The organism is Haloferax sp. DFSO52 (assembly GCF_048158745.1).
In the GTDB taxonomy this organism is placed as follows: Archaea; Halobacteriota; Halobacteria; order Halobacteriales; family Haloferacaceae; genus Haloferax.
Window position 1 is genome coordinate 349,204 of sequence record NZ_JBLOPB010000002.1, and the last position, 24,379, is coordinate 373,582.

Consider the following 24,379-nt stretch of genomic DNA (forward strand, 5'->3'; position numbering starts at 1 on the left):
TACTTTTTCAGTGTGGGCTCACACAGGAGAGCAATGGCGACGAGAGACGCCGTCCCCGCACTACTGTGCATCCTGCTGTGTGTGCTCGCCGTGGTTACTCCAGCCGCAGCCGCACAAGATGGGTCTGCCACCGGTCCTGGTGTCGACCCGCTCGTTCAACAGGGTGTCACACCGGATAGCACGCGCATCGTCGTCGACGTCGAAGCCGATGGGTCTGCCCACTGGGAGATTCAGTACTGGACTCGACTCGACGACCAGAACACTACGGAAGCGTTCCAATCGCTTCGTGACGACATCGAGGCCAACCCCGACGACTACACGTCAGCGTTCGAGAACAGAATCACCGATACCGTCTCGTCGGCGGAGAACTCGACCGGTCGAGAGATGACGGCTTCGAACGTCTCTGTCTCCGCAGAGACCCGGTCGCTGCCGGATAGCTTCGGCGTCGTCACCTACTCGTTCGAGTGGTCGAACTTCGCGGCGGTCGATGGCGACAGACTCGTCGTTGGCGACGCCATCGAGGGCTTCTTCCTCGATTCGAGTTCGCGACTCATCCTTTCGTGGCCCGACGAGTATGGGGCAGTAACCGTCGAACCCGAGGCCGACGAGATGCGCGAGAACACTGCCATCTGGCGCGGTTCCGAAACCGAATTCGTCTCGGGCGAACCTCGTCTCGTCCTCGAAGCGGGCGCTGGCGGCGCTGGAACAGAGACCAACACCCAGACTGACGAAGAGCCAGGCCCTGCAGTCGACGACCCGTTCCCAACCACGACTGCGCTCGGTGTACTCGCCGTGGTGGCAGTCGTCCTCGTCGGGGGTGTCTTCTACCTCCGCTCGCGCGGTATCATCGGTGGAGACGACGAGTACGAACTCGTCTCCGAATCGACGACTCCCGACACGGCGGGAGAAGAAGACGCTGAAGCGGACAGTGTCGTGGCCGAACCGCCGAGAGACGAGACGGCGGCGTCTGCCGACACTGCCGACGACGAGGCGGCCGAAGACGTGCCACCCGAACTCCTCAGCAACGAAGAGCGCGTGCTTCGTCTCATCGAGTCTCGTGGTGGCCGAATCAAACAGCAAGAAGTCGCCGGCGCACTCGACTGGACCGACGCAAAGACGAGCAAAGTGGTCCGTGCCATGCGCGACGACGGTACCATCGAAGGCTTCCGACTCGGTCGTGAGAACGTCCTCCGTCTCCCCGAGAACGACGACGAGACTGAAGACGTATAAATATCTTACGACCGTTTCCGTCGTTCAATGGGTCGTAATCGATAGACTGCGTCGGATTTCTTCGGCGCATCGAAATCCCGTTGAATCGAGTTGATTCGCGGGGACGACCGCCCGATTATATTGGGGTTACGGCTCTACAGAGAAGTGATGAACCGACGAATTGCTGTGCTCGCCGTCGCCGCGACTGTCCTCCTGGCGACGCTCGGGGCACCGCTTGCGCTCGCCTCTCCAACGACCCCGGTCGTATCGGCCCTCGCAGACGACGGTCGGGTTCCCGCAGCAGATAACGGTACTGCTGCGAACTCGACTGCGAACGAGACACCGCCGGGCCAGAAGCTCTCCGGTGTCATCGGCGTTCAGGGCTCCGAGACTGACGGTGAACTCGAACGCCGGACGTTCGAGACCCGATTCGAAAAGGCGAACTCGAACGCCTCGAAGGCGGCAGTCATCGCCGGACAGGTCGAAACTGTCCGTGACCGACTCGCCGACCTCGAACAGCGGAAAACAGAACTCGAAGCAGCACGCGAAAACGGCTCGCTCTCGGAGGGTACGTATCGGGTGAAGATGACGCGCGTCGTCGCTGACATCGAACGCACGAAGTCGATGCTGAACCGGACTGCAGACGCCGCGACGACTGTCCCTGCAGCGGACCTCGAAGCCAAGGGCGTCGACACGGAAGAACTCGACACGCTCCGTTCCTCTGCAAACGAACTCACCGGCCCTGAAGTGTCTGCAATCGCGAGAGACCTCGCCGGTGAGAACCCCGGAAAAGGACTCGAGAAGGCCACGAACCGCGGAAAAGATAACGAGACGACCGAATCGGAACGCACCGAGAGCGGCTCGAACTCGACGCCGGACAACCCATCTGAGAATGGGAGTGAGAACAAGCCCGAGTCGAGTGGTGACGGCGGCAACGGAACCGCTCAAACCGGCGACAACAACGCGAGCGAGAATCGAGCGAACGAACTCGTGCGGTTCGTCTTCTCGCTCGTCAACTGGTGAACTGAGCGTTTCCCACTCTTTTTCGGGTCGACACCGCCTCCAGAGCGGTGCGTATGACTGCTGGCCGCCATTACGGTGTGTCACTCACACCCGAGTTCCCGATACTGTTTAATATCCCCATCCTGTACGTCCACACTGTAATGTCGGAAGTCTGCTCGACGTGCGGGCTGCCTCAAGAGCTTTGCGTCTGCGAGGACGTTGCGAAAGAGTCTCAGGAGATAGTCATCCGCATCGACGAGCGCCGCTACGGAAAAGAGGTTACAGTTATCGAGGGATTCGACCCGAAGGATGTCGACATGAGTAGTCTGTCGTCAGACCTGAAGTCGAAATTCGCCTGTGGTGGAACCGTGGAAGACGATTCCATCGAACTCCAGGGCAACCACCGCGGCCGCGTGGAGGACTTCCTCCGCGATAAGGGGTTCAACGTCGCGTGACCGCCCTCTGACTTAGCCCGCCTCGAGTACTTTTTCGGAAGATCAGCGTCTCGCGAGCGACGCGTCTCACTCGTCGAGGTCGGTTTCGACCGGTCCGTCCCACGCGTTCATCCCGCCAGCCATACTCTCGAGTCGGGCGTCTTTCGTGCCTTCGTACGCCGAGAGAAGTCGCACTGCCTGGATACTCGCCTCGCCTCGCGGGCAGACGGTGACGATGTGGTCTGCACCGGTGATGCGGCCGAGATGTGAGACGAGGTCGTTCAGTGGCACGTGTATACTACCCGGGATGTGCCCGATGGCGAACTCGGCGGCCGTACTCACGTCGACGATGGTCGGCGGGTCGTCGTCTTCGAGGAGCGCTTCGACGTCCGACGGCTGAATCTCACGGACCATCGATTACAGCACCCCTTCGTTGCGTGCGAGCAACACTCCTTCGACAGTCGCGTCGTTCGTCGGGGGCTCGAGTGCACGGTCGATTGCCTCCTCGATGGGGAACGCACGAACCGAGAGGAACTCGTTAGTGTCGAGCGCTCGTTCGACCGGCGTGAGTCCCTCCGCGAAGACGAAGCCTCGTCTGTGGCGGAGCAGTCCCGTCGTACACCACACGTCTCCGAGCAGTGAGACCGAACTCGCCTCGAAGCCGGTCTCCTCGCGGAGTTCGCGCATCGCCGCGTCGGTGAAGGACTCACCGCGTTCGACGATGCCAGCAGGAAGTTCGAGTTGCGTCTGTCGGATGTTCGGCCGGTACTGCTCGACGAAGACGACGTGGTCGTCGGTGACCGCGACGACGACGACTGCCGACGCGAGTTCTGCCCAGTAGTATCGTTTGGTGGTCCCGTCGGGTTGTTCGACGAGGTCGTAGCCACCGGTGAACCATCCCGTCTCGTACTCGGTTTTCGTTTCGAGAACCGGCCAGTCGGGGTCCGGGAGGCGTTCGTGTCGTCGCCCGTCGTCGGCCATCAGTCGACGCCCCCTGCGTCTGAGTCGGTCGGTTCGACGCCCCCTGCATCAGTTCCGGTTGTCTCTTCGCCTCCCGCATCTGTGTCGGTCGGTTCGTCGTCGCCGAGCAGTGCGTCACGATAGACGCGGCCGAACGCGTTGCGTCGGAGGGTGCTGAGTGCGGCATCGCGTTCGTTCTGGAACGTCGTCGCGACGACCGTCTCGGCGAACGGAATCGGATGCCACGCGACGTGGTCTACGGCCGGGTTCCCCAGTTCGACGACCTCGAACGACGAGTGGTCACGACACCAGTCGTCGAACTCGGTTCGTGAGCCGACGAACACGGTCAGCGACTCGGCAAACAGCGCGTTTCGGACGGTTTCGACGACATCGCCAGTCACGCGTTCGCGATACTCCTCGCGGTCGAACTCCATGGCTTTGGCCGTCTCTCTGACGACCACCTGTGCCGTCGGTCCGACGCGGTCGAAGGCGTCTTCTGCCGCAGCGAGTGTGTCAGGAGAAATCGTCCCGTGGGCTTCCATCGCCCACAGGTTTGTGGCCGGGGTTTACGACTCTTTCTCGTCAGCGTCGGATTCGGTGTCGGCGTCGGCGGCGTCGTCATCGGTGGTGGACGACTCGTTCTCACTGTCCGTCTCTGCGTCCGACCCCGTTGCTTCCGCGTCGGCATCCTCGTGGTCGTACATCTCGCGAGTGAGCGATTTCGCCTCGTCGAGGATGCGTGCAGTGTCACCCGAAAGCGGCTGCGCTCCGCCCTGTCCACCGAACTGGCTCGTTTCGTGACCGTGGTCGTGGTCGTGCCCGTGGCTCCGGTCGACCGTATCTTCGAACACCTCGTCGAACTCCCGTTCTTCGGCGAGGTCAGCGACGACGGGTCCGAGTCCCGTGGCGTTCATCGAGCTCCAGTCGGGGGCGTGTTCGTCGAGCCACGTCTCGTGGTCGTCGCTGTGGACGAGTGCTTGCAGCGCCATGTGGTTCGCGAGATGTGTCTCGTCGCGTTGTGGCGCGTCACAGACCGGACAGGCGTATCCCATACGCTCCGGTAGCGCGTGAGTGTACCAAAATGCGTCGCAGTCGAGTCGAGCCGAGTTGTGGCGAAGGGAATGATGTGGCCGGTGTTCGCACGTGGTGGTGGTGGTGGGGGGAGGCGAACTGCCGACGGACGGCCACTATTCACTTCGTGTGGTGGTGATGGTGGTGAGATTGATTCTCATTGTCGTCACGCAGACTTCACGATGACCGTACCGTCGGCCCATACGGTCACATCGCAGGCAGCGTACCGGAATCGGACTGTCGCGCGTGCGGGTTGTGTCGTCCCAGCGTCGGTAGGTTCGCCCACGACCGGTGCCCGTACCGGGTGAGCGAATACTCTATCGAGCGCCTCTGGGTTGATAACATCAGACAGTGGTGAGAGGTCGATTGCATCGACATTTTTCAACTGGGCTACCGCGGTGACGATCGTCACTGCGAGTGTGTCCCGTCCATCCCAGTCATGTCGTGCTACGACTTCGGTAGTCGTGCCAGTGTTCCATCCAACAGTGTTGCCCTGTGACACGCGAGTTTCGTCCATGATTCGGTTCGCGTCGGCGTCTTGCCGACAGTGAGACCAACAACGGTGGTAGATATATGGCTCGTTGCTATCCACCTAGTAGTGCTAATTGTAATACCTCTAGTCACCTAGAGTACCCACTGAGACTCAGTTGGTATTAGAACCCAAGAATGGTATGCAATTGGTACATTCACCGTCAGTCGAAGACTTTCTCGACGAGTTTCCGTTCTGCCGCCCGGAGATGGTACTGATACGTCGGCGCACTGATGCCAAACGTCTCTGCGAGAGATTCTGCAGTCGCGCGCCGGGGCCACTCGTAGAATCCGGCGAGGAAGGCCGCCCGTATCGACTCGTGCTGGCGGTCTGTCCACGCCTCTCGGACCATCCATCGGAACGTCTTCGGAGAGTCGTCTCCCTCTGTGAGGACCCGACGTGACAACAGGCTCGTTCCGGGGTAGTCAGTACTGAGTGCATCGACGAACGACCGCACCCGAACCTTCTCTGGCACGTCGACGGTGAGCGTGGTTTGCTGTCCCGTCGAGTGGAGTTCGCGGAGCATCGCCTCAGATGCGTACAGTGTCTCGAACAACGACTCGCGCGGAAGCCGAAGTTCGAAGAGGTTCCCCGAGTCGTCTTCCGAGAGGAGTCGTGCGCCAGTCGCGACGTCGGAGCCTGCTTTGAGCACCGCGTCCGGGTCGGCTTTGGTGACGATAAAGGCGATGACAGACCCGTCAGATTTCGGGAGGACGCCCGTGAGTTCGACGCTGTGGTCGACGTGGCGTGCGAGTCTGGTCAGTGAGAGTCGGTCGTCACCGAGTTGTACCTGCACGCGCGTTCGACGCTCTGTCAACATCGCGCCTGCACGCTTCGTCGTCGCCAGTGCGTAGCCGACTGTCTCACCTAACTCGGAGATGAGTCCGCCCTCGTCCATCAGTACGGCCTCGTTGGCGGCGTGGACGACGAACAGGGCTTCTACCTGGTTGTCTGCCACCGCAGGGATGACCGCTATCGACCGGAAGTCGTAGGTGAGGGCGTCCCCGCGGTGGTCTGCCCACGCTGGGTCGTTGAGAACGTCTTCGACAACCTGCATCGACTGTGTCTTGATGGCCGTCTCGAGGAGTGACGACATTGGTTCGGACCCTGCGACTTCGCCGAGTCTGTCGGTGTATGCCGTGTCGGCACCGTGGACCTCACTCGGTGTCGGGTGGAACCCGTCGTCGAACTCGTCTGGGTCGAGATGCCAGACGACCGAGTACGGTTCGGCGTCGACGAGGAGTTCGCCGACCGCAGCGAGTGCGTCGCTGTGTGTCGGCGCGCGGATGAGCGACTGGTTGATGCTTCGGATGGTCTTGTTCACCTGGTCGAGTCTCGTCAGAACCTCGTTTTGCTCCGCGAGGCGACGGTCACGCTCGCGTAACTCGGACTCGGCGTCGATTCGTTCGAGCAACTCTTCGACGGTCGCGACGAGCAAGTTCACGAGTTCGACGTCGACGTCGCTGGGAGCGGTGGTTCCCGGATGCCCGGTGACGAGAACGCCGTACCGGCCGATTGGGGCCGCGATGACTCGGTCGACACCCGCGACGACACCGCCGTCCGGGGCGAGTTCGACGACGGACACCTCACCGCTGACGAACGCGTCCCAGACGCCGCCTTCGGTCAGTCCGTTTCCGAGTGGTTTGTCTCCGAGGCCCGTCCCCGCGTCACCGACGCGAGTGAGTGCCGTCCGGGATTCGTCGAAGACGAACAGTTCCGTTCGCGCGTCGCCGAGTACCTCGTCGCAGGCAGCGACAGCGTCCGAAAAGACCGTCTCACGGTCTGTCGCACTCATCATTTCACGCGTCCGCTTGTGGAGTGTCGCGAGCAATCGCTCGTATCGGTGTCGTTGGGTGACGTCGCGAAGGACACCGACTGACCCGACTTCCACGTCGTCGATGACGAGCGGGGTTCGGTGGTTTTCGACCCTGACAGTGTTGTTTCCGGCGACGGTGAGTTCGAACTCGACGGTTTGGCTCGTCGTCGCGGCGAACGCGTCACCGATCTCTGTCGCCCCCAGACTGTCGACCAGGAGACTCGCTGAGGACCCGAGCACTTCGTCTCGGTTCAGGCCGGTGAGTTCTTCGAACGCTGGATTGACCGCCGTGAATCGTCCGTCCGTGTCGAGCGCGTACACTGCGTCGGCCACCGACTCGAGCATGAGGCCGTACTGTTTGATCTCAGCCTCGCGTTCTCGGCGTTCGGAGATGTCGGTGAAGTAGACCGACAGCCCGGTTTCTGACGGATACGCTTTGATATTGTACCACGTCTCGCTGTTCTCGGAGAACGCTTCGAACTCTCTGGTCTCCTGGGCCTCCATCGCCTCGGTGAACTCCTGTCGGAAGCCCCCCGTATCGGGGGTGAGGTCTATCATCTTGCGACCGAACAGGTCTTCAGCGGGTTCTTGAAAGAGGCGTTCTGCCTCTGCGTTGACGTAGGTGAGACTCCAGTCAGCATCGAAGGCGACCACCGCTTCGTCGATTCGGCCCAGTACCTCCGAGAGGGCGTTTTTGAGCTGGTCGCGTTCGGCAGCAGCACCGATGACGGCCGCGACGTTTTCGAGAAAGAGCACGTCTTCGGCGACGAATTTCCCGTGTTCGAGCGATTGCGCACCGATGATGCCCCAGCGGCTTGCATCGCCGCCGACAGAGGCGCTGATACCGCTTCGGAATCCCGCGGATGCGAACTCTTCTGAGTGGTCGAACCGGTCGTCGTCTTCGAAATCGTCGACGACGACAGAGTTGCCGCGCTGATACGTCTGCATCACCTGCGTCTTTTCACCGGCAACGATGTGTCGGTTGACGTGATTCGATGCCCATCCGGTTCCCGCAGCGACGCGGAACGTCTCCGGTTCGTCGGTTCGTTCGAGAATCGAGACGGAGTCCGCACCGAGGGCGTCGCTGACGCGCTCGACGGCGAGTTGGAGAACGTCGTCGAGGTTTGCCGTGGTTAGCGCACGCGTCCCCAGTTCGGAGACGACCTGTTGCTGGTCGAGTCTGGCGCGGTTCGACCGTTCGACGTAACTGTCTTCGATGGCCTTCTGGACCCGAAACGCGAGCCACGACTGCGTCTCGTGGTCGGAACTCCGGATACAGTAGTCGGTTGCACCGGCGTTGATGGCGTCTCGAACTAACTCCTGTTTGCCCGCCGCGACGACGATCGGCAGCATCGGGTTGGTTTCGCGAATCGTCCGAACGAGCGAGAGACCATCGCCGTTCGCGAGTGGTGCTGTGAGGACGACGCACCGAATCTCGTCGCCTGAGGCGAGCAACTCCGCACGGGCAGACCGCCCGTCACGGACGTGCCGGACCACAAGGCCCGACGAGATGGTCCCAAGTGACTGTTGAAGGTCGTCTGCAAACCCTCCGTCGTCACTCACGCACAGCACCGTAGTGGATGGTGACACAAGCGACATACGGCCGTCAGTGTGATAAGTTCTCCCACGATTCTCCCTCGCGTTCCTGTCACGCGGTTCCGACGTGTTGTGGGTGCCTATCTGGCCTGCCAGTTGTGGAGGTCGAGCACCATGATGAATGCGTCTTCGCCGTCACCGTAGTATCGGGGAATGCGACGAGCAGGTTCGAATCCGACGCTCTCGTAGAGCTGTCGGGCAGGTTCGTTCGAGACTCGAACTTCGAGTTTGACGACGGCGGCACCGGCGATTGCCATGGCCGTCAGTGCCCGGAGGAGAAGTCGCTTGCCGAGGCCCAGTCCACGGGCCTCTGGCCGGACTGCGAGGTCTTTGACGTGGCCGATGTCGTTGCCGTGGTTCGGCATCACGTCGGCGACGACGTAGCCGAAGATGGTGGTGTCGAGCGCGGCAACGAGGAACGCTGGCTCGTCGACGAAGAGTTCGAACGCGGCGTAGGGCCACGGCTCTGTGAAACACGTTCGCTCGATTCTGAGTACGTCGAGCAGGTCGGCACGGGTGGCCCGTCGGACGACCACATCCTCCGCACGAGCATCGTCGAACTCCGTCACGCTCGGCGGTAGGCGATGGGGATGGAAAAACGCGACGGGCGAAGCCGTCTCGGTGTCTCGCCCTCGTGTCGTGGTGACACGCACGGCGCAGTCGCTCACCGGTCGAAAAACGAGAAATTTGCGGAGTGTCGCTTAGTCGTCTGCGGGCGCTGCGCCGCCTTCGGCCTGCTGCTTCGTGAGGGGCAGCTTGCCACCGGCGGTGAGAATACGGCGTTCACGCTCGGAGGCGTGGAGGTTCGCCGTCGCTTCCCACTCGTCGTTCACGCGGATAGTGAACTCTTCTTGACCGGATTCGACTGCCGCAGCAACGTCGTCAACGATTTCGATGTCGTCGCCCTGTTCGAGCTTCTCGTACGTCTCCTCGTCGATGGCGAGGGGGACGATACCGAAGTTGAACAGGTTCGCCTTGTGGATGCGAGCGAACGACTGAGCGAACACAGCCTCGATTCCGAGGTACATCGGGCACATCGCGGCGTGTTCGCGGGAGGAGCCCTGTCCGTAGTTCTCGCCAGCGACGAGGACGCCGTTACCGGCTTCCTTGGCGCGCTGGGCGAACGTCTCGTCGACACGCGAGAGCGTGAAGTCCGAGAGGCGCTCGATGTTCGAGCGGAACTTGAGGATGTCGGACGTCGCCGGGATGATGTGGTCCGTCGTGATGTTGTCCTCCATCTTCAGGAGTGCTTCGCCGCCGACTTCGGCGCCGAGGGGGTCCTGCAGGGGAACTTCGCCGATGTTCGGGCCCTTGATGAGTTCGTCGTCGATGGCTTCGTCCGCGTAGATGAGGTCCGTCTTCGACCCGTCGTACTTCTCGGGGAGTTCGACGCCGGGGGAATCGAGGTCACCGAGTTCGTCAGCGAGGTCACGCGGGTCGATGATTTCGCCCTTGAGCGCTGCGGCGGCAGCGACCTGCGGCGAACAGAGGTAGACGTTGTCGTCCTCGATACCGGAGCGACCCTCGAAGTTGCGGTTGAAGGTACGCACCGAGATGGAGTCGGAGGCGGGCACGTGGCCGATACCGATACACGGTCCACACGTCGCCTCGGAGACGTTGACACCGGCGGCCATCATCTCGGCGGTCCAGCCCTGCCGGGCGAGGATCTCGCCGGCCTGCTTCGAACCGGGTGCGACGATCATCTCGAGGTGCTTCGCGACTTCGCGGCCCTTGAACATCTTCGCGGCCGGGAGGATGTCCTCGTAGCCACCGTTCGTACAGGAACCGACGAGGACCTGTTCGACCTTGTTGCCGGCGACTTCGCGGACGGGAACGACCTTGTCCGGCATCGACGGGCAGGCGATGAGCGGTTCGAGGTCACCGAGGTCGATGACGATTTCGTCGGCGTATTCGGCGTCGTCGTCGGCCGTCAGTTCGACGTACTCGTCGCCGCGGCCCTGGCGTTCGAGGTAGTCTTTCGTCTTCTCGTCCGTCTCGAAGATGGACGACGTCGCGCCGAGTTCCGTACCCATGTTGGTGATGGTCGTGCGCTCGGGGACGCTGAGCGACTCTGCACCGGGGCCGGTGTATTCGAACACCTTGCCGACGCCACCCTTGACAGTCTCGCGGCGGAGCATCTCGAGGATGACGTCCTTCGCGGAGACCCACTCGGGGAGTTCGCCTTCGAGGCGGACGTTGACGACTTCAGGCATCTCGACGAAGTACGCGCCACCGCCCATGGCGACGGCGATGTCGAGGCCACCGGCACCGATGGCGAGTTGTCCGAGGCCACCGGGGGTCGGCGTGTGCGAGTCAGACCCGAGGAGCGTCTTGCCGGGTGCGGCGAAGTTCTCCTTGTGGACGTTGTGGCAGATACCGTTGCCCGGGCGAGAGAAGTGAGCACCATATGTCCCGGCCGCAGAGCGGAGGAAGCGGTGGTCGTCCGTGTTCTTGAAGTCGAACTGGTAGGTCTGGTGGTCGCAGTACTGGGCGGCGAGTTCGGTCTGGGCCTCGTCGAGGTCGAGCGCCTCGAACTGAAGCCACACCATCGTGCCCGTGGTGTCCTGCATCAGAACCTGGTCGATTTCGATACCAATCTCCTCTCCGGGGGTGAGGTCACCCTCGACGAGGTGGTCCGAGAGAATCTTTTCCGTGAGCGTCTGTCCCATAACATCCGAATGTGAAGGGTCCTCGGATATAAATCCCGCGTACTTCCCTATCTTCGAACGTGAAGAATTACGCCGTCTCCGGGTTTCTATCGACTAAGGGCCATTAAACTCCTTGTTGATTCTTCTATGTGACACCCCACCAAACGACGGATTCACGAATTCGTGTTCGGTCCCGCAGCGACCAGTTGGTCACACCCACTGCGCCCACTATTCGGCACCGTTTTGGACCCACTCGACTCTGTGCAGATATGTACCGTTCCGGTTCCTTCGTCGCACAGCACATCTCACCAGTCACCGACGAACAGGTCCAACCAAACGGCGTCGACCTGACGCTCGAAGCGATTCTCGAACAGGCCGAACCGGGTCGCCTCGGGCGTGATGGGAAGTCCATCGGTGAACGCCGCGAACTCGAATTCGACGACCAGGAGACCGAGACGTACCGCCTCGAACCCGGTGGGTACGTCCTCCAGTACGCCGAGACGGTCGGCATCCCCGAAGACCACGTGGGCTTCATCTACCCTCGGTCGTCGTTGATGCGGAACTCCTGTATGCTCAATACGGCCGTCTGGGACGCCGGTTACGAAGGCAAAGGCGAGGGGCTTCTGCAAGTGCACCACCCAATCGAACTCGAACGCGGCGCTCGCGTCGCGCAGATTGTCCTCAGCGAGGCCGCCCACGAAGAGACGTACGACGGCAGTTATCAGGGCGAACGAACTGAGTAGCCCGCTTCGCTCTCACAGAGCGCCCGTTCCGTTCTCACAGACTCATACCGGATTATTACCGACGTGTCCGAAATGAGGATGTTCTCGCCGAAGGCGAATTTGTTTCAAGTCGCTGGCTAACCTACTATACCCCTGCGGAGGCGGAACATACGGGACGAACGAGGGGCGACCCCGTGCTACAGACCTCCGCAACTTCCTTCCGAACCAATTTTTGGCGGAGAGCGAAGGCGTCAGTTCCACGACTTCGAAGGTTCCACCGGTTTGTCGTTGCTCGGAGCGCAGGTTCTGAACACCGGCGCTTCGGGTGATGAGGAACCGAATTCCTGGTGATGAACGAAATTCAGGTGACGAAGAACCAATATCGGCGGCGAAGAACGGCACGTCGGGTGCCCGATTCACGTTCCCTGACCCAAAGGCACATTTACGCGCGTACCTAAATGCGTCTAATAACTGATGTCACGGAGTCCATCTCTCCCAGAACGTCCTCATCTCGATCTGGACGCCGACATGTCGGATGCAGAGCGTCTCTCCGCACTCCGCCAACACGTCGAGCGGATGATCGAGGTGAATCGTGAACTCGGTGAACGCCTCGAGTCTGCGGACGACCGACACGCAGAACTGGTCGACGAAGTCGAACAGATGAAAGCCCGTAACGAGGCGCTGAAGACCGCATCGTACTACATCGCGACAGTCGAAGAACTGACCGACGACGGCGTCATCATCAAACAACACGGCAACAATCAGGAGGTGCTGACCGACTTCGCCCCGGGTCTGGATTACGAAGCCATCGAACCGGGTGACCGAGTCGCTATCAACGATTCCTTCGCCGTCCAGACGTTGCTCGACGACGAGACGGACGCGCGTGCGCAGGCGATGGAAGTCGTCGAGTCACCGACCGTCACCTACGACGACATCGGCGGTATCGACGAACAGGTTCGTGAAGTGCGCGAAGCGGTCGAACAACCGCTCGAAAACCCCGAGATGTTCGAACGCGTCGGTATCGACCCACCGTCTGGCGTCCTCCTCTACGGGCCGCCGGGCACCGGGAAGACGATGCTCGCGAAAGCCGTCGCCAACGAGACGAACGCCTCGTTCATCAAGATGGCCGGGTCCGAACTCGTCCAGAAGTTCATCGGCGAAGGTGCGCGTCTCGTCCGCGACCTGTTCAAACTCGCCGCCGAACGCGAACCGGTCGTCATCTTCATCGACGAAATCGACGCCGTCGCATCCAAGCGTACGGACTCGAAGACCTCTGGCGACGCCGAAGTCCAGCGAACGATGATGCAACTGCTCTCAGAAATGGACGGCTTCGACGACCGGGGTGAGATTCGTATCATCGCGGCGACCAACCGCTTCGACATGCTCGACGAGGCCATCCTCCGACCCGGCCGGTTCGACCGCCTCATCGAGGTGCCAAAGCCCGCCGTCGAGGGCCGCCGCCGTATCCTCGACATCCACACGCGCGAGATGAACCTCGCCGCCGACGTGGACCTCGATAGCCTCGCCGAGAAACTCGACGACTACTCCGGTGCCGACGTCGCCTCGCTCACGACGGAAGCAGGGATGTTCGCCATCCGCGACGAACGCACCGAAGTCACGCACGACGACTTCGAATCGGCGTACGAGAAACTCGAAAACGTCGACGAGTCGGGGACTGGCCCCATCGCCGGATTCACCGACTACCAGTACTGACCCGGACGTTTTCGACGGGTCAGACTCGCCACCCGAGGCTGTCTGTGGCCTGTCGTATTCGGCCGGTCACATTCGTAACCCCCTTTGTAGCCGACGCTCTCGTTCAGCCATGAGCACGATTCGCGTCGTCCGTGGGGTCGGCACGGCCCCCACCGAGATGGCGTCGTACGACGCCGCGCTCGCAGACGCCAATATCCACAACTACAATCTCGTCGCTGTCTCGTCTGTCGTCCCCGCGGACGCGACAGTCGAAACAGTCGACGTCGCCCCCGAGTTAGGCCCCGCCGGCAACCGACTGACCGTCGTGGAGGCGAGAGAGACCACGTCGACGCCGAGTGAACGCGTCGTCGCTGGACTCGGATGGGCGACCGGCCCCGGTCCGGGCCTGTTCTACGAAGCGTCCGGAAACAACGAGGCGAGCGTTCGCGAGGCGATTCGTTCCGGACTCGACGCTGGCCGAAGCCTTCGCGACTGGGAGTTCGACGACGAACAGGTCGCACTCACGTCCGCAGAGCACCATGGCGACGGCTACACGACTGTCGTCACCGTGGCGGCCTACGGCCAGAGCGAATCGATCTTTTAACTCTCTTGTCCCAAAATCGCGGCGTGTGGTGACACGCGACACCCTCGCGCTCTGCGGGTTTTCGGGCTGTGACTGACGACGCCTTTTTACACACCCTCCACGTATCAAACACGACTAATGAACGGGAACAACCCATATGCGGGCGCTCCCGGCGTAACTGGTGCCGGTCAACCATCGCAGGGCCACGAGCTAACGACCGAACAGATGGACTCGCTCCGGCGAGTCGTCGCCGGCATCGTTTCTCAAACAGAATCGTACCTCCCCGAAGGCTTCGCCGTCGGGTCTGAACTCTCGACCGGGCCGAACGGCCCCCTGGCGACAGTCGCCGTTCACCCGCCTGTCGGCCACCCCGTCAGCGCGGGGTTCACCCCGGACGCCGACGAACTCGACGCTGGACTCACCGACGAGGACCGCGACGAAGTCGCTCGCGGGCTCGCCGCCAGCGCGGTGTTTCAGGTGATGAACGCCGTCGGCGACGACATCACACCCGCCGCTCGGTAACGGTCGCCTCACGTTCTCTCGATCGACATCCCTGGTCCTCTTCGACTGGGTCGACCGATAAAAATTCGCAGACGGCGAGTCGGAACGCGCGGGGCGAACTCAGTTCCGCCTTCTGAGTTTGTCTATCTGCGCTTCGAGGTCGTCGATGGCGTCTTCGACTTCTCGTTTCGCTTTCTCGCTCATCTCCTCTGCTTCGTCAGTCGCGTCCGCAAACTTCTCTCGGAGACGCTGGAGTGCGTCGTCGGTCTGATTGGAGCGACTCATGCCTGGACAGACTCATTGTGTCTCGTTTCTGCTAAACCTTGTGGCCATCCAGTCGGAGGAACTCGCAGACCGCTGGAATCGCAACAACGCACTTGTATCTTCACAGAGTATTCCCTGTATGGTCTCTCTTTCCAGTTATGCTGACGAGGTTGGCCCAACGACAATCATCATCGTCGGATTCCTGCTGTTCGTCTTCCCCGAACCGGCGACGTCGGCACTCGGTGCCGGATTGATGCTGTTCGGTGTGGCGTACTGGTTCTGGGAATGGAACCGAGCGTAAGCGGCGAGTGAAACTGACCGTAATCGGCGTGTAAAACCGACCCTCATTCGGAGTCAACCCGACTGTATCGCGCACACCGACGAGTCGGCGTTAGACGCCACGACGACGGTGCAATCCGCCGGTATCGTCACGAGGAGCGTCGTCTACAGCGTCGAGCGACGCGTCCACTGTCTCGAGTGATGCGTCGAGCGCACCGAGCGCAGTGCCGAGGTTCGACTCGGCGGGTGGTCTCGGACCCGCGACGAAGAGGCCGTACCCGAGGACCGTCACCGAGACGAGGCCACACAGTCCCACGACGGGTGAAATCGGAAGGTCAGTGAACGTTCCGACGACGAGACCGAGGAACAACGGGAGCGGGAGCGTGGCCAAGATGAGGTCGTACCGAGACGCTTCCGAGACGATGCTGTCGCTGAATGTTCGTGTGCGCATTATACCACCTATTCGTGAATAACTCGCTCATAATATTAATTCGTTACGCCGCTGTCGGGCGGTTTGACAGGTTTCGTCCGGTGGCGACCGCTGCTCCTGCGACGCTTACTTGCCCCAGAACGGGTCGCGCCGGCGGTGTTTGTCCAAGTAGCCTGAGAGCGCTTCGAGTTCGTCGACGGGGATGTCGTCGCGGAGTTCCTGTTCGAGAATCTTCGCGTGCTTCTCGGGGAGTTCGATCCAGAGTTCGTCGCCTTCGTCGATCTGGCGGCCGACGGTGGGGCCGTCGAGGGCGATACTGACGCGCGACCCGGCACGGGCACTCGAGACGTCTTCACCGTTCTCCTGAATTCCGGAGAGTTGGCCGACGCGCTTTGGCTCGTTTCCTTCCCACTTCACGACGTTCATGTTGTTCTTGATGGTCCCGGACATGATTTCGACGCCGACGACAGCAGGGTTGGACTGCCGGAACGTGTGGTCCTGAAGGATTTGGAAGCGACACGGGCGAACGATTTTGTCGAGAATCGTCTCCTGCTGGGCGCGCTTCATCTCGTCGACGAACTCCTCGTACTCGTCGATGAGTTGGTAGATAACGTCGTCTTCGAACAGTTTGACGTCGCTCTTGTCGAGTTCGTCTTCGGCGTTCGAGAGCACGTCCACGTTGAAGCCGAGGATGACCTTGTGTTCGGGTTCGCGGGCCGTCGATGCGATGGCGACGTCGCGCGGGGCGATATCGCCGACTTCGGCGCGGAGGATTGGGACGTCGGCCTCCTGTAGTGCGTTCGCCATGGCTTCGAGACTGCCGAGCGTGTCGGCTTTGACGACGACGCCCTCCTCTTCGGTGGTGACTTCGATATCGGCGAGTTCGGCTTCGACTTCGCGGATAACGTCGTCGACGTTGCGGTCACCGACGACGCGTACGGGTGCGCCGGCCATCGCGCCTTCGAGGTCGGGAGCGGCGATTTTCACACCGGCCGCAGCGCGGACTTCGTCGACTTTGTTGAATCGCTTCTCGGTGCGAATCTCGGCGTTCGGCCGGGGTTGAAGCAGTGCGCGGACTTCGGTCACGATGGGCTCGTTCGCGCCGCCGACGACGATGGTGTCGCCCGCGTGAATCGTCCCGTCGTAGAGGACCACGTCGAGGGTGGCACCGAAGCCTCGCTCTTCTTTGACTTCGAGGACCGTCCCGTATCCCGGTCCGGCCACGTCGATGGCCATCTCGTCTTTCATGTAGCGCTGGGAGAGGCCCATGAGGACGCCCAGCAAGTCCGGGATACCCTCGCCGGTCAGCGCGGAGACGGGGACGACACCGATGTTCTTCTGGAAGTTCTGGACGCGCCAGTAGAAATCAGAGGAAAAGCCCTTGTCGGAGAGTTCACCGATGAGTTCGTAGAGGCTCTCGTCGAGTTTCGCCTTGGCGCGCTTGGACTGCGCTTGCAGCGATTTCTGGATTGGTTCACCGTGCTGTGGGTTCCATCCCGGTGTCGTGTCTACCTTGTTGGCAGCGACGATGAACGGCGTTCCCGTTCGTTTGAGGATGTCGATGGCCTCCTCGGTCTGGGGTTGGAAGCCGTCGTTCACGTCGACCACGAGGATGGCGATGTCGGCCAGTGCCCCACCGCGAGAGCGGAGCGTGCTGAACGAGTGGTGCCCGGGCGTGTCGATGAAGAGCAGGCCCGGCAGGTCGAAGTCCTCTGGCTTGACGAGACTTCCGGCCATCTGCGAGACGGTCTCTAAGGGGACCGCGGTCGCGCCGATGTGTTGGGTGATGGCACCGGCCTCACCATCGCTGACGGCGGACCCGCGAACCTTGTCGAGAAGACTCGTCTTCCCGTGGTCGACGTGGCCGAGAACGGCCACGATAGGTGTGCGAAGCGTATCGGATTGTGACGTCGAATCAGTGTCGGACATGGAGAATCGCCCCGGAGAAAGTTCCTTACGGCTTTCGAGTCGGTGACTCAAGTTAAGTCCATCGTCACGTCCTTGTCCACGGGTCGCTGAACGTCTCCGAACTCCTCGCAGCGCGGTGCGACTGAAAAATATAAGCTAGCAAGTGCGCGGCCTGCATCGCCTCCGTCCGAATCGGAAGGATTCCCACGTGATCGTTACTCGACTACCTCGTAGGGGAGCATCATCTCCTGGTCTTCGTGTTCAAGGATGTGGCAGTGCCAGGCGAACCTGCCCGCGAATCCGGTGAAGTCCACCTTGACGCGCAACATCTCGTTCGGGTTGACGAGGACGGTGTCTTTCTTGACGGCGTTGTTCGGCGTGGGCAGGGTTGTGTCACCCATCGTGATGTACGTCTTCACGTCGGGCTTCTCGGGCTTGATGCCACCATTTTCGAGGTACTCGGCGTACTCGTCGATGTAGACCTGTGCGACACCCGCATATTCATCTCCAGTGCCGTCATCCCACGTGAAGGCCTGTCGTTCCAGCACCTCCATATCGACGAGGTGGAGGTGAATCGGGTGGGAGTCACCGGTCGTGTTGACGAACTCCCACGTCTCGGACGTGTTGAGTTTTGGGTCGACGACGGCGTCTTCGTCACTCCACAGCGACAGGTCGAGGAAATGTGAGTCGTATTCGATGTCCTCTTCGACCTCTAATACCGCGCTATCGAGCGTGAACGTCCGGGTCACGCCGGAGTCGGTCACCGGCGGTTCGAAGTCGTACCGGTCGATGGTTCGTCCGATGAGTTTCAAGAACCGGTCGGACGGGATGCTGTCGTCGGGGGCCGAGAGGGGCTTCGTGACTTTGATTTTCAGCATCTCGCGCATGTCGACGTCGATGCCAGTGTTGTCGGGGTCGCCGCGCGGGACGAACTCCTCGCCGGCGTACGGGATGCCAGTCCCGTTGTCGACGAAGAACTCTTCGCCTTCGAAGTCGCTGAAGTCGACGACGACGTCGGCCCGTTCCGCCCCCGAGAGGAGCAGTGATGGGACCATCCCACCGGGGCCGACGGTGACCACGTCGTCGAGGAAGCCGAGGTCCACGCCGATTTGTTCCATCACTGGGACGTCGTCGTAGGACGCTTCGCCCACGTTGTAGAATTTCAGGTTGAACGTCCGACCGTTCGACCCATTGAGGAACCGGAAGCGGTACTTACGGGGTTCGACTTCGAGGTACGGGTAGGCTTTCCCGTTGACGACGGGCACGTCGCCCCAGAACTCTGCTTCGAACTCATCGCCGGTCCCATCTGGATACAACAACGACCCGTCTGCCTCGAACGAGCGGTCCTGCAGGAGGATTGGAATCTCGTACTCACCGGTCGGCAGACTATTCTCCACGCGTTCACGCAGGAGGTAGAACCCGGCAAGCCCGGCGTAGACGTTCAAGCGGGTGATGCCGAGAGCGTGGTCGTGGTACCAGAGCGTCCCCGGTTCCTGCCGGTTCGGGTACTCTTTGATTTGTTTGTACGGGACGGGGCTGTCAGGGTAGGTCGTTCCATCGGGCGAAACCCACGCCTCAGAGTAACCGTCGTCCTCTTCGGCCGCGACGCCGCCGTGCAGGTGGACGACGGTCCGAATCTCTGGGACGCCGTGGTCGGCCCCGTGAACTCGCTTGTCGACGCTCAACAGGTGCGTGTTGCGGGGGATGTCGTTCCAGTCGGTCCCGAGTTCGTTCATCCACTTGACCTTGACAGGCCGGTCGGGTCGCGCTTCGATAGTTGCAGCAGGGTAGGTCCCGCCGTAGCCCCAGAGCGTCGTCGGCTTGTTCCCCATCGTGCTGGGGAGCACCTGCTGCTGGAACTCAGTCATCGATATCTCGTAGTAGTCGACGCCGCCTTTCTTACTCACGGGGTCCATGACGCCGGGGCGTGGGAGCGGGTCGACCCACTTGTCGTCTTCAGTGAAGTTCAGGTCTGAGTCCGTCGCCTGGGCGCGAACGCGTCCGACACTCCACGGGACTGTACTGAACAGGCCCACGGCGACCGCACCCTTCAGTACGGTCCGCCGCAGGATGCCGGACCCCTCGGCCCTGACTGTTTCTCGGTTTGTTGGTTTCTCGTCCATGATTTTTCTGCGTAGTAACTTTGTCCAGGTCTCGTCTCGTCCCGACGCGCTCTGCTCGATACTACGTTCAATTGATAAGACATCGTGTAGTCGTTTCAGTATGTGTTGTATATTCGTCAGGTAATGGGCACATACCCGGTATGTCCAGCGATACGAGAACCCGTGGATTTTGCTGGTCACGAACTGGTCGTTATTTTCAGACTGAAACAAATTGAACGCGCGACTGTCTGCCGTACTAACCGAACGGTAGGCCCCCGTTTATCATCCTGCGTCATTCGCTACGGAGGGCGTTTCACCGTTCACAGCGCTCGGGAACGCCGTCGTATTACTTTCTGCCTAGTGTGTTTCTAGTGGGAGTCGAATGGTTTTGTCTCGATGTTCCTCGTTCGTACTGGTGTCGAGCGGTGATTCGTCGGCCGCCCGTCAGACGGCCCCGTGGCGTTTATGTGACCCCACGAGGAAGGATTGCCTATGGCCGACATACTCGCCGAGAACCTCTCCGGAAAGGCCGTCATGGGTTCGGACGGGACGGAACTCGGAATGCTGTACAACATCACGATGGACCTCAAGTCGGGGGCACTCCACGACTTGCTCGTCCAACCCAACGAAGAAATCGCACCGGGTCGCATCTCGTTCGACCGAGACGAAAACGGCCGATTCCGCATCCCCGTGAACCGCGTGCAAGCAGTCAAAGATTACATCGTCGTCCAACGCTAACTTCCTCATGCGGATTCTCGACTCTTCTGCGTTCATCCACGAGTACCACACTGACGACGAGACGGCGTCGATTCCGCTCGTCAAAGAAGAACTCACCGGCGAACACGCCTTCCGATTCGACGCCCACGAGGGCGCTGGCATGTACGTCCACATCCCCGGGCAGGGCACCGTCGACAAAGTGCTTCGCGCCGCCGGCGAGACGGGCGATAGAGAGACGCTCTCTGAGACTGACGCACGCCTCATCGCCGCCGCGTTCGAACTCGACGCCATCCTCGTCACCGACGACTACGCGATGCAGAACGTCGCAGAGCGACTCAACGTCGAGGTCGAAGTCATCGCCCAAGATGGCATCGCCGAACAGCGCAACTGGAAGTTCCAGTGTCAGGGCTGTGGCCGCGAGTTCGACGAGAACAAAGACCGCTGTCCTATCTGTGGGATGGGGCTGTCGCGGAAGAACCCAGCGTAATTCGAGACGCGAGGCGTTCAAGCGATTCGATTCGTTATTTTAGAGCAGTCCGGTCACCTGCGCGTAACTGGCGAGGAACTGAACCGCGTTGAACAGGCCGTGAGCAAGTGCGGCGACAGCGAGGTTGCCGCTCTTCTCGTAGATGACTGCGAGGACGCTCCCGAGGACGAACACCATGGCCAGCGAGACGAACATCCCCTCACCCGAAAACGACCAGAGGTGAATCGAGGCGAACACCGCACTCGACAGGACGACCGCCGGGGCGGGGCCCCAGAGTCGGCGGAGTTCGCCGTAGACGATTCCGCGGAAGATGAGCTCTTCAGTCGGGCCGACGAGGAAGATGGTGACGATGGTGAGATAGAGGAAGTAGACCGGATTTTCCTGTCCCTGTTGGGCCAAGACGCTCTCTCCACTCTGGATACCGAGGACGTTCATCAACGCCGTCGCAACGAGATACACCGCGAGCAGAGCGACGAGCCCACCGCCAACCCACAGGATATCTCGCTTCGTCGGCAGTTCGAGACGGATGAGGTCCCACTCGTCGCGAACGCTGAGGTAGCCGATGCCGACGACGCCGAACCCGACGAACGACCCTGCGCTCGTGAACGCATCGACGAGCGGGTCCGACGCCGAGACGAATCCGCGAGCGATGCTCCCTGCGAGCGCCCCGAACACGGAACCGACGATGAGTGCGAGGGCGACGACGATGATGATGCCGCCGTACGCCTGGAGGTGGTCGCCGGGACTCGCCGCCGTGCGGGCGGTGTCGTGTGCCATTGGCTGCAGTTTCGGAAGCAGGCCGGATAACCGATTCGGGTCGGTGTCACTCTCACGCCCGTCGCGACAGGCGGTGGGTCCGGTCTGCTCGTCACCGAATTTTCTTTCGAAGCAGACAGTCACGCGCAGACAGTGTTGATAGCTAACACGTGCCGGCACCTATGAGTAGTGATGGGGCCAGCTCACCAACTCTACGAGCTCCTCACTGAGGGAGAGGAACTCAACATCGTCTGTCACAACAATCCCGACCCTGATTGCCTCGCCAGCGCGCTCGCACTGGGCCGAATCGCGATGGCTGCTGGAATCGAGGAGCCACACATCCTCTACAACGGCGATATCTCTCACCAACAGAACCGAGCCTTCGTCAATCTCCTCGATATCGACCTCAAACAGTTCGACCCCAAGATGATTCGGGACCGGCCTTCGAGTTCGTTGCTCGCGTTCGTCGACCACTCGGTCCCCGGTGCGAACAACCGGGTTCCGAAAGAGACGCACCTGGACATCGTCATCGACCACCACCCATCGAATACCATCGAGGCGCGATTCGTGGACCACCGCGACCACCTCGGCGCTGCCGCGACGATTCTCACCGAGTATCTCCGTGAACTCGACATCGAACTGGACGAAGCACTCGCCACTGCACTTCTGTTCGCAATCCGGCGAGAGACACTCAACTTCCTCCGTGGTGCGACCCGCGGAGAGTACGAAGCGGCAGCCTATCTCAACGAGTTCGTCGATTCCGACCTCCTCCGTCGACTGTCGTCACCACCGGTCACCGGTGAGACACTCGACGCGATCGCGACGGCTATCGACAATCGAATCGTCAAGCGGTCGGTACTCATCTCGAACGTCGGTCGGACGGTCGAGCGAGATGCACTTCCGCAAGCCGCTGACTATCTCGCGACGCTGGAGGGTGTCGAAACGGCCATCGTCTTTGGCATCATCGGCGACGCGATTCAGCTCAGTGCCCGGTCACCTGACCTTCGGATACACGCTGGGAACGTCCTCAGAGAGACGTTCGAAGACGTCGGGAGTTGCGGCGGTCACCACGACGTCGCAGGTGGGGAGATTCCGCTCGGTATCTTTGCAGACTACACGAGTGACGACGAAACGCTCCTCGCCATCGTCGAAGAAGTCGTCACCGGCCGCCTCTTCGCAAAACTCAATCTCGAGACCGACTCGAAGTAGTGACTATTCTCGCTTTGACACAGTCACAGCTTCGAGATTGTTAGATTTTACCGAATGACTGAGTTACTAATTTATCACTCCAAATGTCGTATATATGTCCAGATGCGCCTCGTTCACGTCCTCATCCCGAATGGAAGTCTGGAAGCGGTCCTCGACGAGTTAGACGACGAAGGGATAGATTACGCTGTCAGTGAAGAGGTGGGGCGTGGCGAGTACGAGGCGCAAGTTTCGTTTCCGCTTCCCACCAGTGCAGTCGAACCGGTGTTGACTCGACTTCGGAGCGTCGGACTCGAAGAAGACGGCTACACCATCGTCGTCACCGCCGAGACTGTCGTCTCGAAGCGGTTCGACGAGACGCTCTCGAAGTACACTGATTTGACGCTCTCGCGTGCGGAACTCGTCTCGCGGGCCGAAGATATGGCACCCCCACTCTCGACGTTCGTCATTATGACGATAGTCAGTGCCGTCGTCGCGACGACGGGTCTCCTGTCGAACTCGGCCGCAGTCATCATCGGAGCGATGATTATCGCACCAGTGATGGGGCCGGCCATCTCCGCGTCCGTCGGGAGCGTCCTCTACGAACCCAAACTGTTCCGACGGGGCGTCGGGCTACAGGTGTTCGGCGTCTTGCTCGCCATCGCGAGTGGCCTCGTCTTCTCACTCCTTGTCAAAGAGACGCTGTTGGTGCCGCCGGGGTTCAACCCGATAGAAGTGCCACAGGTCCAAGAGCGACTCACGCCGAACGTTCTCTCGCTGGTTCTCGCAGTCGGTGCTGGCGTTGCCGCCGTGTTCAGCCTCACGCGCGGCGTCTCGTCGGTGCTCGTGGGGGCGATGATTGCTGTCGCGCTGGTTCCGCCGGCAGCAACCGTCGGCATCGGTATCGCGTGGAACGCGCCGCTCGCAGTCGTGGAAGCAGGCACGCTCCTGCTCGTGAACATCCTCGCGGTGAACCTCGTCGCGCTCAGTCTCCTGTGGTTGAGTGGCTACCGCCCAGTCGCTGAAGACCAGACGGGCTATGCTCGAAAGCGGACGCTGCAACTCCTCGGCATCATCACGTTTGCGCTGCTCGTGTTGGGCATCGTCCTCGTCGTCGTTAGCCTTCTTTCGATTGCAGACGCGCAGTTCAAAGATGACCTGAACGACGAGATTGCCGCCGTGCTCACCCAAAACGAGTACCGAAATGTGAGACTCGTCGAAGTTCACATCGACGTCTCACCAGTTCAGGGACTCCTGTTCAGTGAAGACCCCGAAGTGACGGTTCTCGTCGATTCGCCCGGAGGCATCCCACCGGCTGGCCTCGCCGAAGAGATTCGCACCGGAATCAAAGAAAAACAGGGCTTCGATGTCATCGTCATCGTCGAAGCAGTCGATGCCTCGCTTCCATCCGACGACGAGGCGACGATAACAGAACAGGTTGCCGCGCCGAGACTGCTGGCGGTCTAACTACTGCTCCCAGTCTACCTA

General features: G+C 61.0%; 25 protein-coding genes. 12 read left to right on the top strand and 13 right to left on the bottom strand.

All coding sequences use genetic code 11. The features are described from left to right. Nucleotides 1–33 precede the first annotated feature (33 nt). From ACK3SC_RS11275 to yciH, 3 genes are all read left to right on the top strand, one after another. Nucleotides 34–1,230, top strand: a complete 1,197-nt coding sequence (locus tag ACK3SC_RS11275) for a helix-turn-helix transcriptional regulator (protein ID WP_416840271.1) — start codon at nucleotides 34–36, stop codon at nucleotides 1,228–1,230. A gap of 147 nt (nucleotides 1,231–1,377) precedes the next feature. Continuing rightward, a complete protein-coding gene (locus ACK3SC_RS11280; RefSeq protein WP_416840272.1) occupies nucleotides 1,378–2,232 on the top strand; it encodes a hypothetical protein in 855 nt (284 codons plus the stop codon). Nucleotides 2,233–2,372: 140 nt separating this feature from the next. Continuing rightward, nucleotides 2,373–2,666, top strand: a complete 294-nt coding sequence (gene yciH, locus ACK3SC_RS11285) for a stress response translation initiation inhibitor YciH (protein ID WP_416841217.1) — start codon at nucleotides 2,373–2,375, stop codon at nucleotides 2,664–2,666. 66 nt (nucleotides 2,667–2,732) lie between these two features. On the opposite strand, the gene ACK3SC_RS11290 is transcribed toward yciH, so the two are convergent. From ACK3SC_RS11290 to ACK3SC_RS11325, 8 genes are all read right to left on the bottom strand, one after another. Next, nucleotides 2,733–3,059, bottom strand: a complete 327-nt coding sequence (locus tag ACK3SC_RS11290) for a rhodanese-like domain-containing protein (RefSeq protein WP_416840274.1) — start codon at nucleotides 3,057–3,059, stop codon at nucleotides 2,733–2,735. 3 nt (nucleotides 3,060–3,062) lie between these two features. Then, complete coding sequence (locus tag ACK3SC_RS11295) at nucleotides 3,063–3,626, bottom strand: NUDIX hydrolase (protein ID WP_416840276.1); 564 nt, start codon at nucleotides 3,624–3,626, stop codon at nucleotides 3,063–3,065. Further along, nucleotides 3,626–4,147, bottom strand: a complete 522-nt coding sequence (locus tag ACK3SC_RS11300) for a DUF5809 family protein (RefSeq protein ID WP_416840277.1) — start codon at nucleotides 4,145–4,147, stop codon at nucleotides 3,626–3,628. Before ACK3SC_RS11300 ends, ACK3SC_RS11295 begins: the two co-directional genes overlap by 1 nt. 24 nt (nucleotides 4,148–4,171) lie before the next feature. Further along, nucleotides 4,172–4,657 carry a DUF5810 domain-containing protein gene (locus tag ACK3SC_RS11305; protein WP_416840278.1) on the bottom strand — a complete coding sequence of 162 codons (486 nt, stop codon included), beginning with the start codon at nucleotides 4,655–4,657 and terminating at the stop codon, nucleotides 4,172–4,174. A gap of 185 nt (nucleotides 4,658–4,842) precedes the next feature. After that, a complete protein-coding gene (locus ACK3SC_RS11310; protein WP_416840279.1) occupies nucleotides 4,843–5,193 on the bottom strand; it encodes a HalOD1 output domain-containing protein in 351 nt (116 codons plus the stop codon). A gap of 175 nt (nucleotides 5,194–5,368) precedes the next feature. After that, entirely contained in the window at nucleotides 5,369–8,584 is a 3,216-nt protein-coding gene (locus tag ACK3SC_RS11315) for a bacterio-opsin activator domain-containing protein (RefSeq protein WP_416840280.1), read from the bottom strand. Nucleotides 8,585–8,697: 113 nt separating this feature from the next. Continuing rightward, nucleotides 8,698–9,186 carry a ribosomal protein S18-alanine N-acetyltransferase gene (rimI, locus tag ACK3SC_RS11320; protein ID WP_416840281.1) on the bottom strand — a complete coding sequence of 163 codons (489 nt, stop codon included), beginning with the start codon at nucleotides 9,184–9,186 and terminating at the stop codon, nucleotides 8,698–8,700. A 132-nt stretch (nucleotides 9,187–9,318) separates the two neighbouring features. Further along, the gene (locus ACK3SC_RS11325) at nucleotides 9,319–11,286 is read right to left on the bottom strand and encodes an aconitate hydratase (RefSeq protein WP_416840282.1); all 1,968 of its coding nucleotides are present in this window, start codon (nucleotides 11,284–11,286) and stop codon (nucleotides 9,319–9,321) included. 248 nt (nucleotides 11,287–11,534) lie between these two features. On the opposite strand from ACK3SC_RS11325, the gene ACK3SC_RS11330 reads away from it, so the two are divergent. The 4 genes from ACK3SC_RS11330 (at nucleotide 11,535) to ACK3SC_RS11345 (ending at nucleotide 14,784) form a co-directional block, all read left to right on the top strand. Beyond that, nucleotides 11,535–12,008 carry a deoxyuridine 5'-triphosphate nucleotidohydrolase gene (locus tag ACK3SC_RS11330; protein ID WP_416840283.1) on the top strand — a complete coding sequence of 158 codons (474 nt, stop codon included), beginning with the start codon at nucleotides 11,535–11,537 and terminating at the stop codon, nucleotides 12,006–12,008. A 453-nt stretch (nucleotides 12,009–12,461) separates the two neighbouring features. Continuing rightward, a complete protein-coding gene (gene pan2 / locus ACK3SC_RS11335; RefSeq protein ID WP_416840284.1) occupies nucleotides 12,462–13,700 on the top strand; it encodes a proteasome-activating nucleotidase Pan2 in 1,239 nt (412 codons plus the stop codon). A 109-nt stretch (nucleotides 13,701–13,809) separates the two neighbouring features. Continuing rightward, nucleotides 13,810–14,283, top strand: coding sequence for a pyruvoyl-dependent arginine decarboxylase (locus ACK3SC_RS11340; protein WP_416840285.1), 474 nt, complete (start codon nucleotides 13,810–13,812; stop codon nucleotides 14,281–14,283). Nucleotides 14,284–14,400: 117 nt separating this feature from the next. Next, complete coding sequence (locus tag ACK3SC_RS11345; RefSeq protein ID WP_416840286.1) at nucleotides 14,401–14,784, top strand: DUF5811 family protein; 384 nt, start codon at nucleotides 14,401–14,403, stop codon at nucleotides 14,782–14,784. Nucleotides 14,785–14,883: 99 nt separating this feature from the next. Here ACK3SC_RS11345 and ACK3SC_RS11350 read toward each other — a convergent pair whose 3' ends face one another. Next, complete coding sequence (locus ACK3SC_RS11350) at nucleotides 14,884–15,048, bottom strand: hypothetical protein (protein WP_416840287.1); 165 nt, start codon at nucleotides 15,046–15,048, stop codon at nucleotides 14,884–14,886. A 118-nt stretch (nucleotides 15,049–15,166) separates the two neighbouring features. On the opposite strand from ACK3SC_RS11350, the gene ACK3SC_RS11355 reads away from it, so the two are divergent. Next, entirely contained in the window at nucleotides 15,167–15,328 is a 162-nt protein-coding gene (locus tag ACK3SC_RS11355; RefSeq protein WP_416840288.1) for a hypothetical protein, read from the top strand. A gap of 90 nt (nucleotides 15,329–15,418) precedes the next feature. Here the strand turns inward: ACK3SC_RS11355 and ACK3SC_RS11360 are convergent, their stop codons facing one another. From ACK3SC_RS11360 to ACK3SC_RS11370, 3 genes are all read right to left on the bottom strand, one after another. After that, nucleotides 15,419–15,757 (bottom strand): hypothetical protein, encoded by a 339-nt coding sequence (locus tag ACK3SC_RS11360; protein WP_416840289.1) that lies wholly within the window; start codon nucleotides 15,755–15,757, stop codon nucleotides 15,419–15,421. A 105-nt stretch (nucleotides 15,758–15,862) separates the two neighbouring features. Then, entirely contained in the window at nucleotides 15,863–17,665 is a 1,803-nt protein-coding gene (gene infB, locus ACK3SC_RS11365; protein ID WP_416840290.1) for a translation initiation factor IF-2, read from the bottom strand. A 194-nt stretch (nucleotides 17,666–17,859) separates the two neighbouring features. Continuing rightward, the gene (locus ACK3SC_RS11370) at nucleotides 17,860–19,767 is read right to left on the bottom strand and encodes a multicopper oxidase family protein (RefSeq protein WP_416840291.1); all 1,908 of its coding nucleotides are present in this window, start codon (nucleotides 19,765–19,767) and stop codon (nucleotides 17,860–17,862) included. Between the two features lie 471 nt (nucleotides 19,768–20,238). On the opposite strand from ACK3SC_RS11370, the gene ACK3SC_RS11375 reads away from it, so the two are divergent. Beyond that, nucleotides 20,239–20,484, top strand: a complete 246-nt coding sequence (locus ACK3SC_RS11375; protein WP_416840293.1) for a PRC-barrel domain-containing protein — start codon at nucleotides 20,239–20,241, stop codon at nucleotides 20,482–20,484. Nucleotides 20,485–20,491: 7 nt separating this feature from the next. Beyond that, complete coding sequence (locus ACK3SC_RS11380; protein WP_416840295.1) at nucleotides 20,492–20,950, top strand: NOB1 family endonuclease; 459 nt, start codon at nucleotides 20,492–20,494, stop codon at nucleotides 20,948–20,950. Nucleotides 20,951–20,989: 39 nt separating this feature from the next. On the opposite strand, the gene ACK3SC_RS11385 is transcribed toward ACK3SC_RS11380, so the two are convergent. Continuing rightward, complete coding sequence (locus tag ACK3SC_RS11385; protein WP_416840297.1) at nucleotides 20,990–21,727, bottom strand: CPBP family intramembrane glutamic endopeptidase; 738 nt, start codon at nucleotides 21,725–21,727, stop codon at nucleotides 20,990–20,992. 171 nt (nucleotides 21,728–21,898) lie between these two features. Here ACK3SC_RS11385 and ACK3SC_RS11390 point away from each other — a divergent pair, with 171 nt between their 5' ends. Continuing rightward, a complete protein-coding gene (locus tag ACK3SC_RS11390) occupies nucleotides 21,899–22,915 on the top strand; it encodes a DHH family phosphoesterase (RefSeq protein WP_416840299.1) in 1,017 nt (338 codons plus the stop codon). 102 nt (nucleotides 22,916–23,017) lie between these two features. Then, entirely contained in the window at nucleotides 23,018–24,358 is a 1,341-nt protein-coding gene (locus tag ACK3SC_RS11395) for a TIGR00341 family protein (RefSeq protein ID WP_416840300.1), read from the top strand. Nucleotides 24,359–24,379 lie beyond the last annotated feature (21 nt).

Bases quoted from the DNA above. Each gene is read 5' to 3' on its own strand.
- yciH (WP_416841217.1), top strand. From the start codon at position 2,373: ATGTCGGAAGTCTGCTCGACGTGCGGGCTGCCTCAAGAGCTTTGCGTC.
- ACK3SC_RS11275 (WP_416840271.1), top strand. From the start codon at position 34: ATGGCGACGAGAGACGCCGTCCCCGCACTACTGTGCATCCTGCTGTGT.
- ACK3SC_RS11310 (WP_416840279.1), bottom strand. From the start codon at position 5,193: ATGGACGAAACTCGCGTGTCACAGGGCAACACTGTTGGATGGAACACT.
- ACK3SC_RS11305 (WP_416840278.1), bottom strand. From the start codon at position 4,657: ATGGGATACGCCTGTCCGGTCTGTGACGCGCCACAACGCGACGAGACA.
- ACK3SC_RS11380 (WP_416840295.1), top strand. From the start codon at position 20,492: ATGCGGATTCTCGACTCTTCTGCGTTCATCCACGAGTACCACACTGAC.
- ACK3SC_RS11395 (WP_416840300.1), top strand. From the start codon at position 23,018: ATGCGCCTCGTTCACGTCCTCATCCCGAATGGAAGTCTGGAAGCGGTC.
- ACK3SC_RS11350 (WP_416840287.1), bottom strand. From the start codon at position 15,048: ATGAGTCGCTCCAATCAGACCGACGACGCACTCCAGCGTCTCCGAGAG.
- pan2 (WP_416840284.1), top strand. From the start codon at position 12,462: ATGTCACGGAGTCCATCTCTCCCAGAACGTCCTCATCTCGATCTGGAC.
- ACK3SC_RS11375 (WP_416840293.1), top strand. From the start codon at position 20,239: ATGGCCGACATACTCGCCGAGAACCTCTCCGGAAAGGCCGTCATGGGT.
- ACK3SC_RS11280 (WP_416840272.1), top strand. From the start codon at position 1,378: ATGAACCGACGAATTGCTGTGCTCGCCGTCGCCGCGACTGTCCTCCTG.
- ACK3SC_RS11325 (WP_416840282.1), bottom strand. From the start codon at position 11,286: ATGGGACAGACGCTCACGGAAAAGATTCTCTCGGACCACCTCGTCGAG.
- infB (WP_416840290.1), bottom strand. From the start codon at position 17,665: ATGTCCGACACTGATTCGACGTCACAATCCGATACGCTTCGCACACCT.
- ACK3SC_RS11390 (WP_416840299.1), top strand. From the start codon at position 21,899: ATGGGGCCAGCTCACCAACTCTACGAGCTCCTCACTGAGGGAGAGGAA.
- ACK3SC_RS11300 (WP_416840277.1), bottom strand. From the start codon at position 4,147: ATGGAAGCCCACGGGACGATTTCTCCTGACACACTCGCTGCGGCAGAA.
- ACK3SC_RS11355 (WP_416840288.1), top strand. From the start codon at position 15,167: ATGGTCTCTCTTTCCAGTTATGCTGACGAGGTTGGCCCAACGACAATC.
- ACK3SC_RS11340 (WP_416840285.1), top strand. From the start codon at position 13,810: ATGAGCACGATTCGCGTCGTCCGTGGGGTCGGCACGGCCCCCACCGAG.
- ACK3SC_RS11360 (WP_416840289.1), bottom strand. From the start codon at position 15,757: ATGCGCACACGAACATTCAGCGACAGCATCGTCTCGGAAGCGTCTCGG.
- ACK3SC_RS11295 (WP_416840276.1), bottom strand. From the start codon at position 3,626: ATGGCCGACGACGGGCGACGACACGAACGCCTCCCGGACCCCGACTGG.
- ACK3SC_RS11385 (WP_416840297.1), bottom strand. From the start codon at position 21,727: ATGGCACACGACACCGCCCGCACGGCGGCGAGTCCCGGCGACCACCTC.
- ACK3SC_RS11330 (WP_416840283.1), top strand. From the start codon at position 11,535: ATGTACCGTTCCGGTTCCTTCGTCGCACAGCACATCTCACCAGTCACC.
- ACK3SC_RS11290 (WP_416840274.1), bottom strand. From the start codon at position 3,059: ATGGTCCGTGAGATTCAGCCGTCGGACGTCGAAGCGCTCCTCGAAGAC.
- ACK3SC_RS11370 (WP_416840291.1), bottom strand. From the start codon at position 19,767: ATGGACGAGAAACCAACAAACCGAGAAACAGTCAGGGCCGAGGGGTCC.
- ACK3SC_RS11345 (WP_416840286.1), top strand. From the start codon at position 14,401: ATGAACGGGAACAACCCATATGCGGGCGCTCCCGGCGTAACTGGTGCC.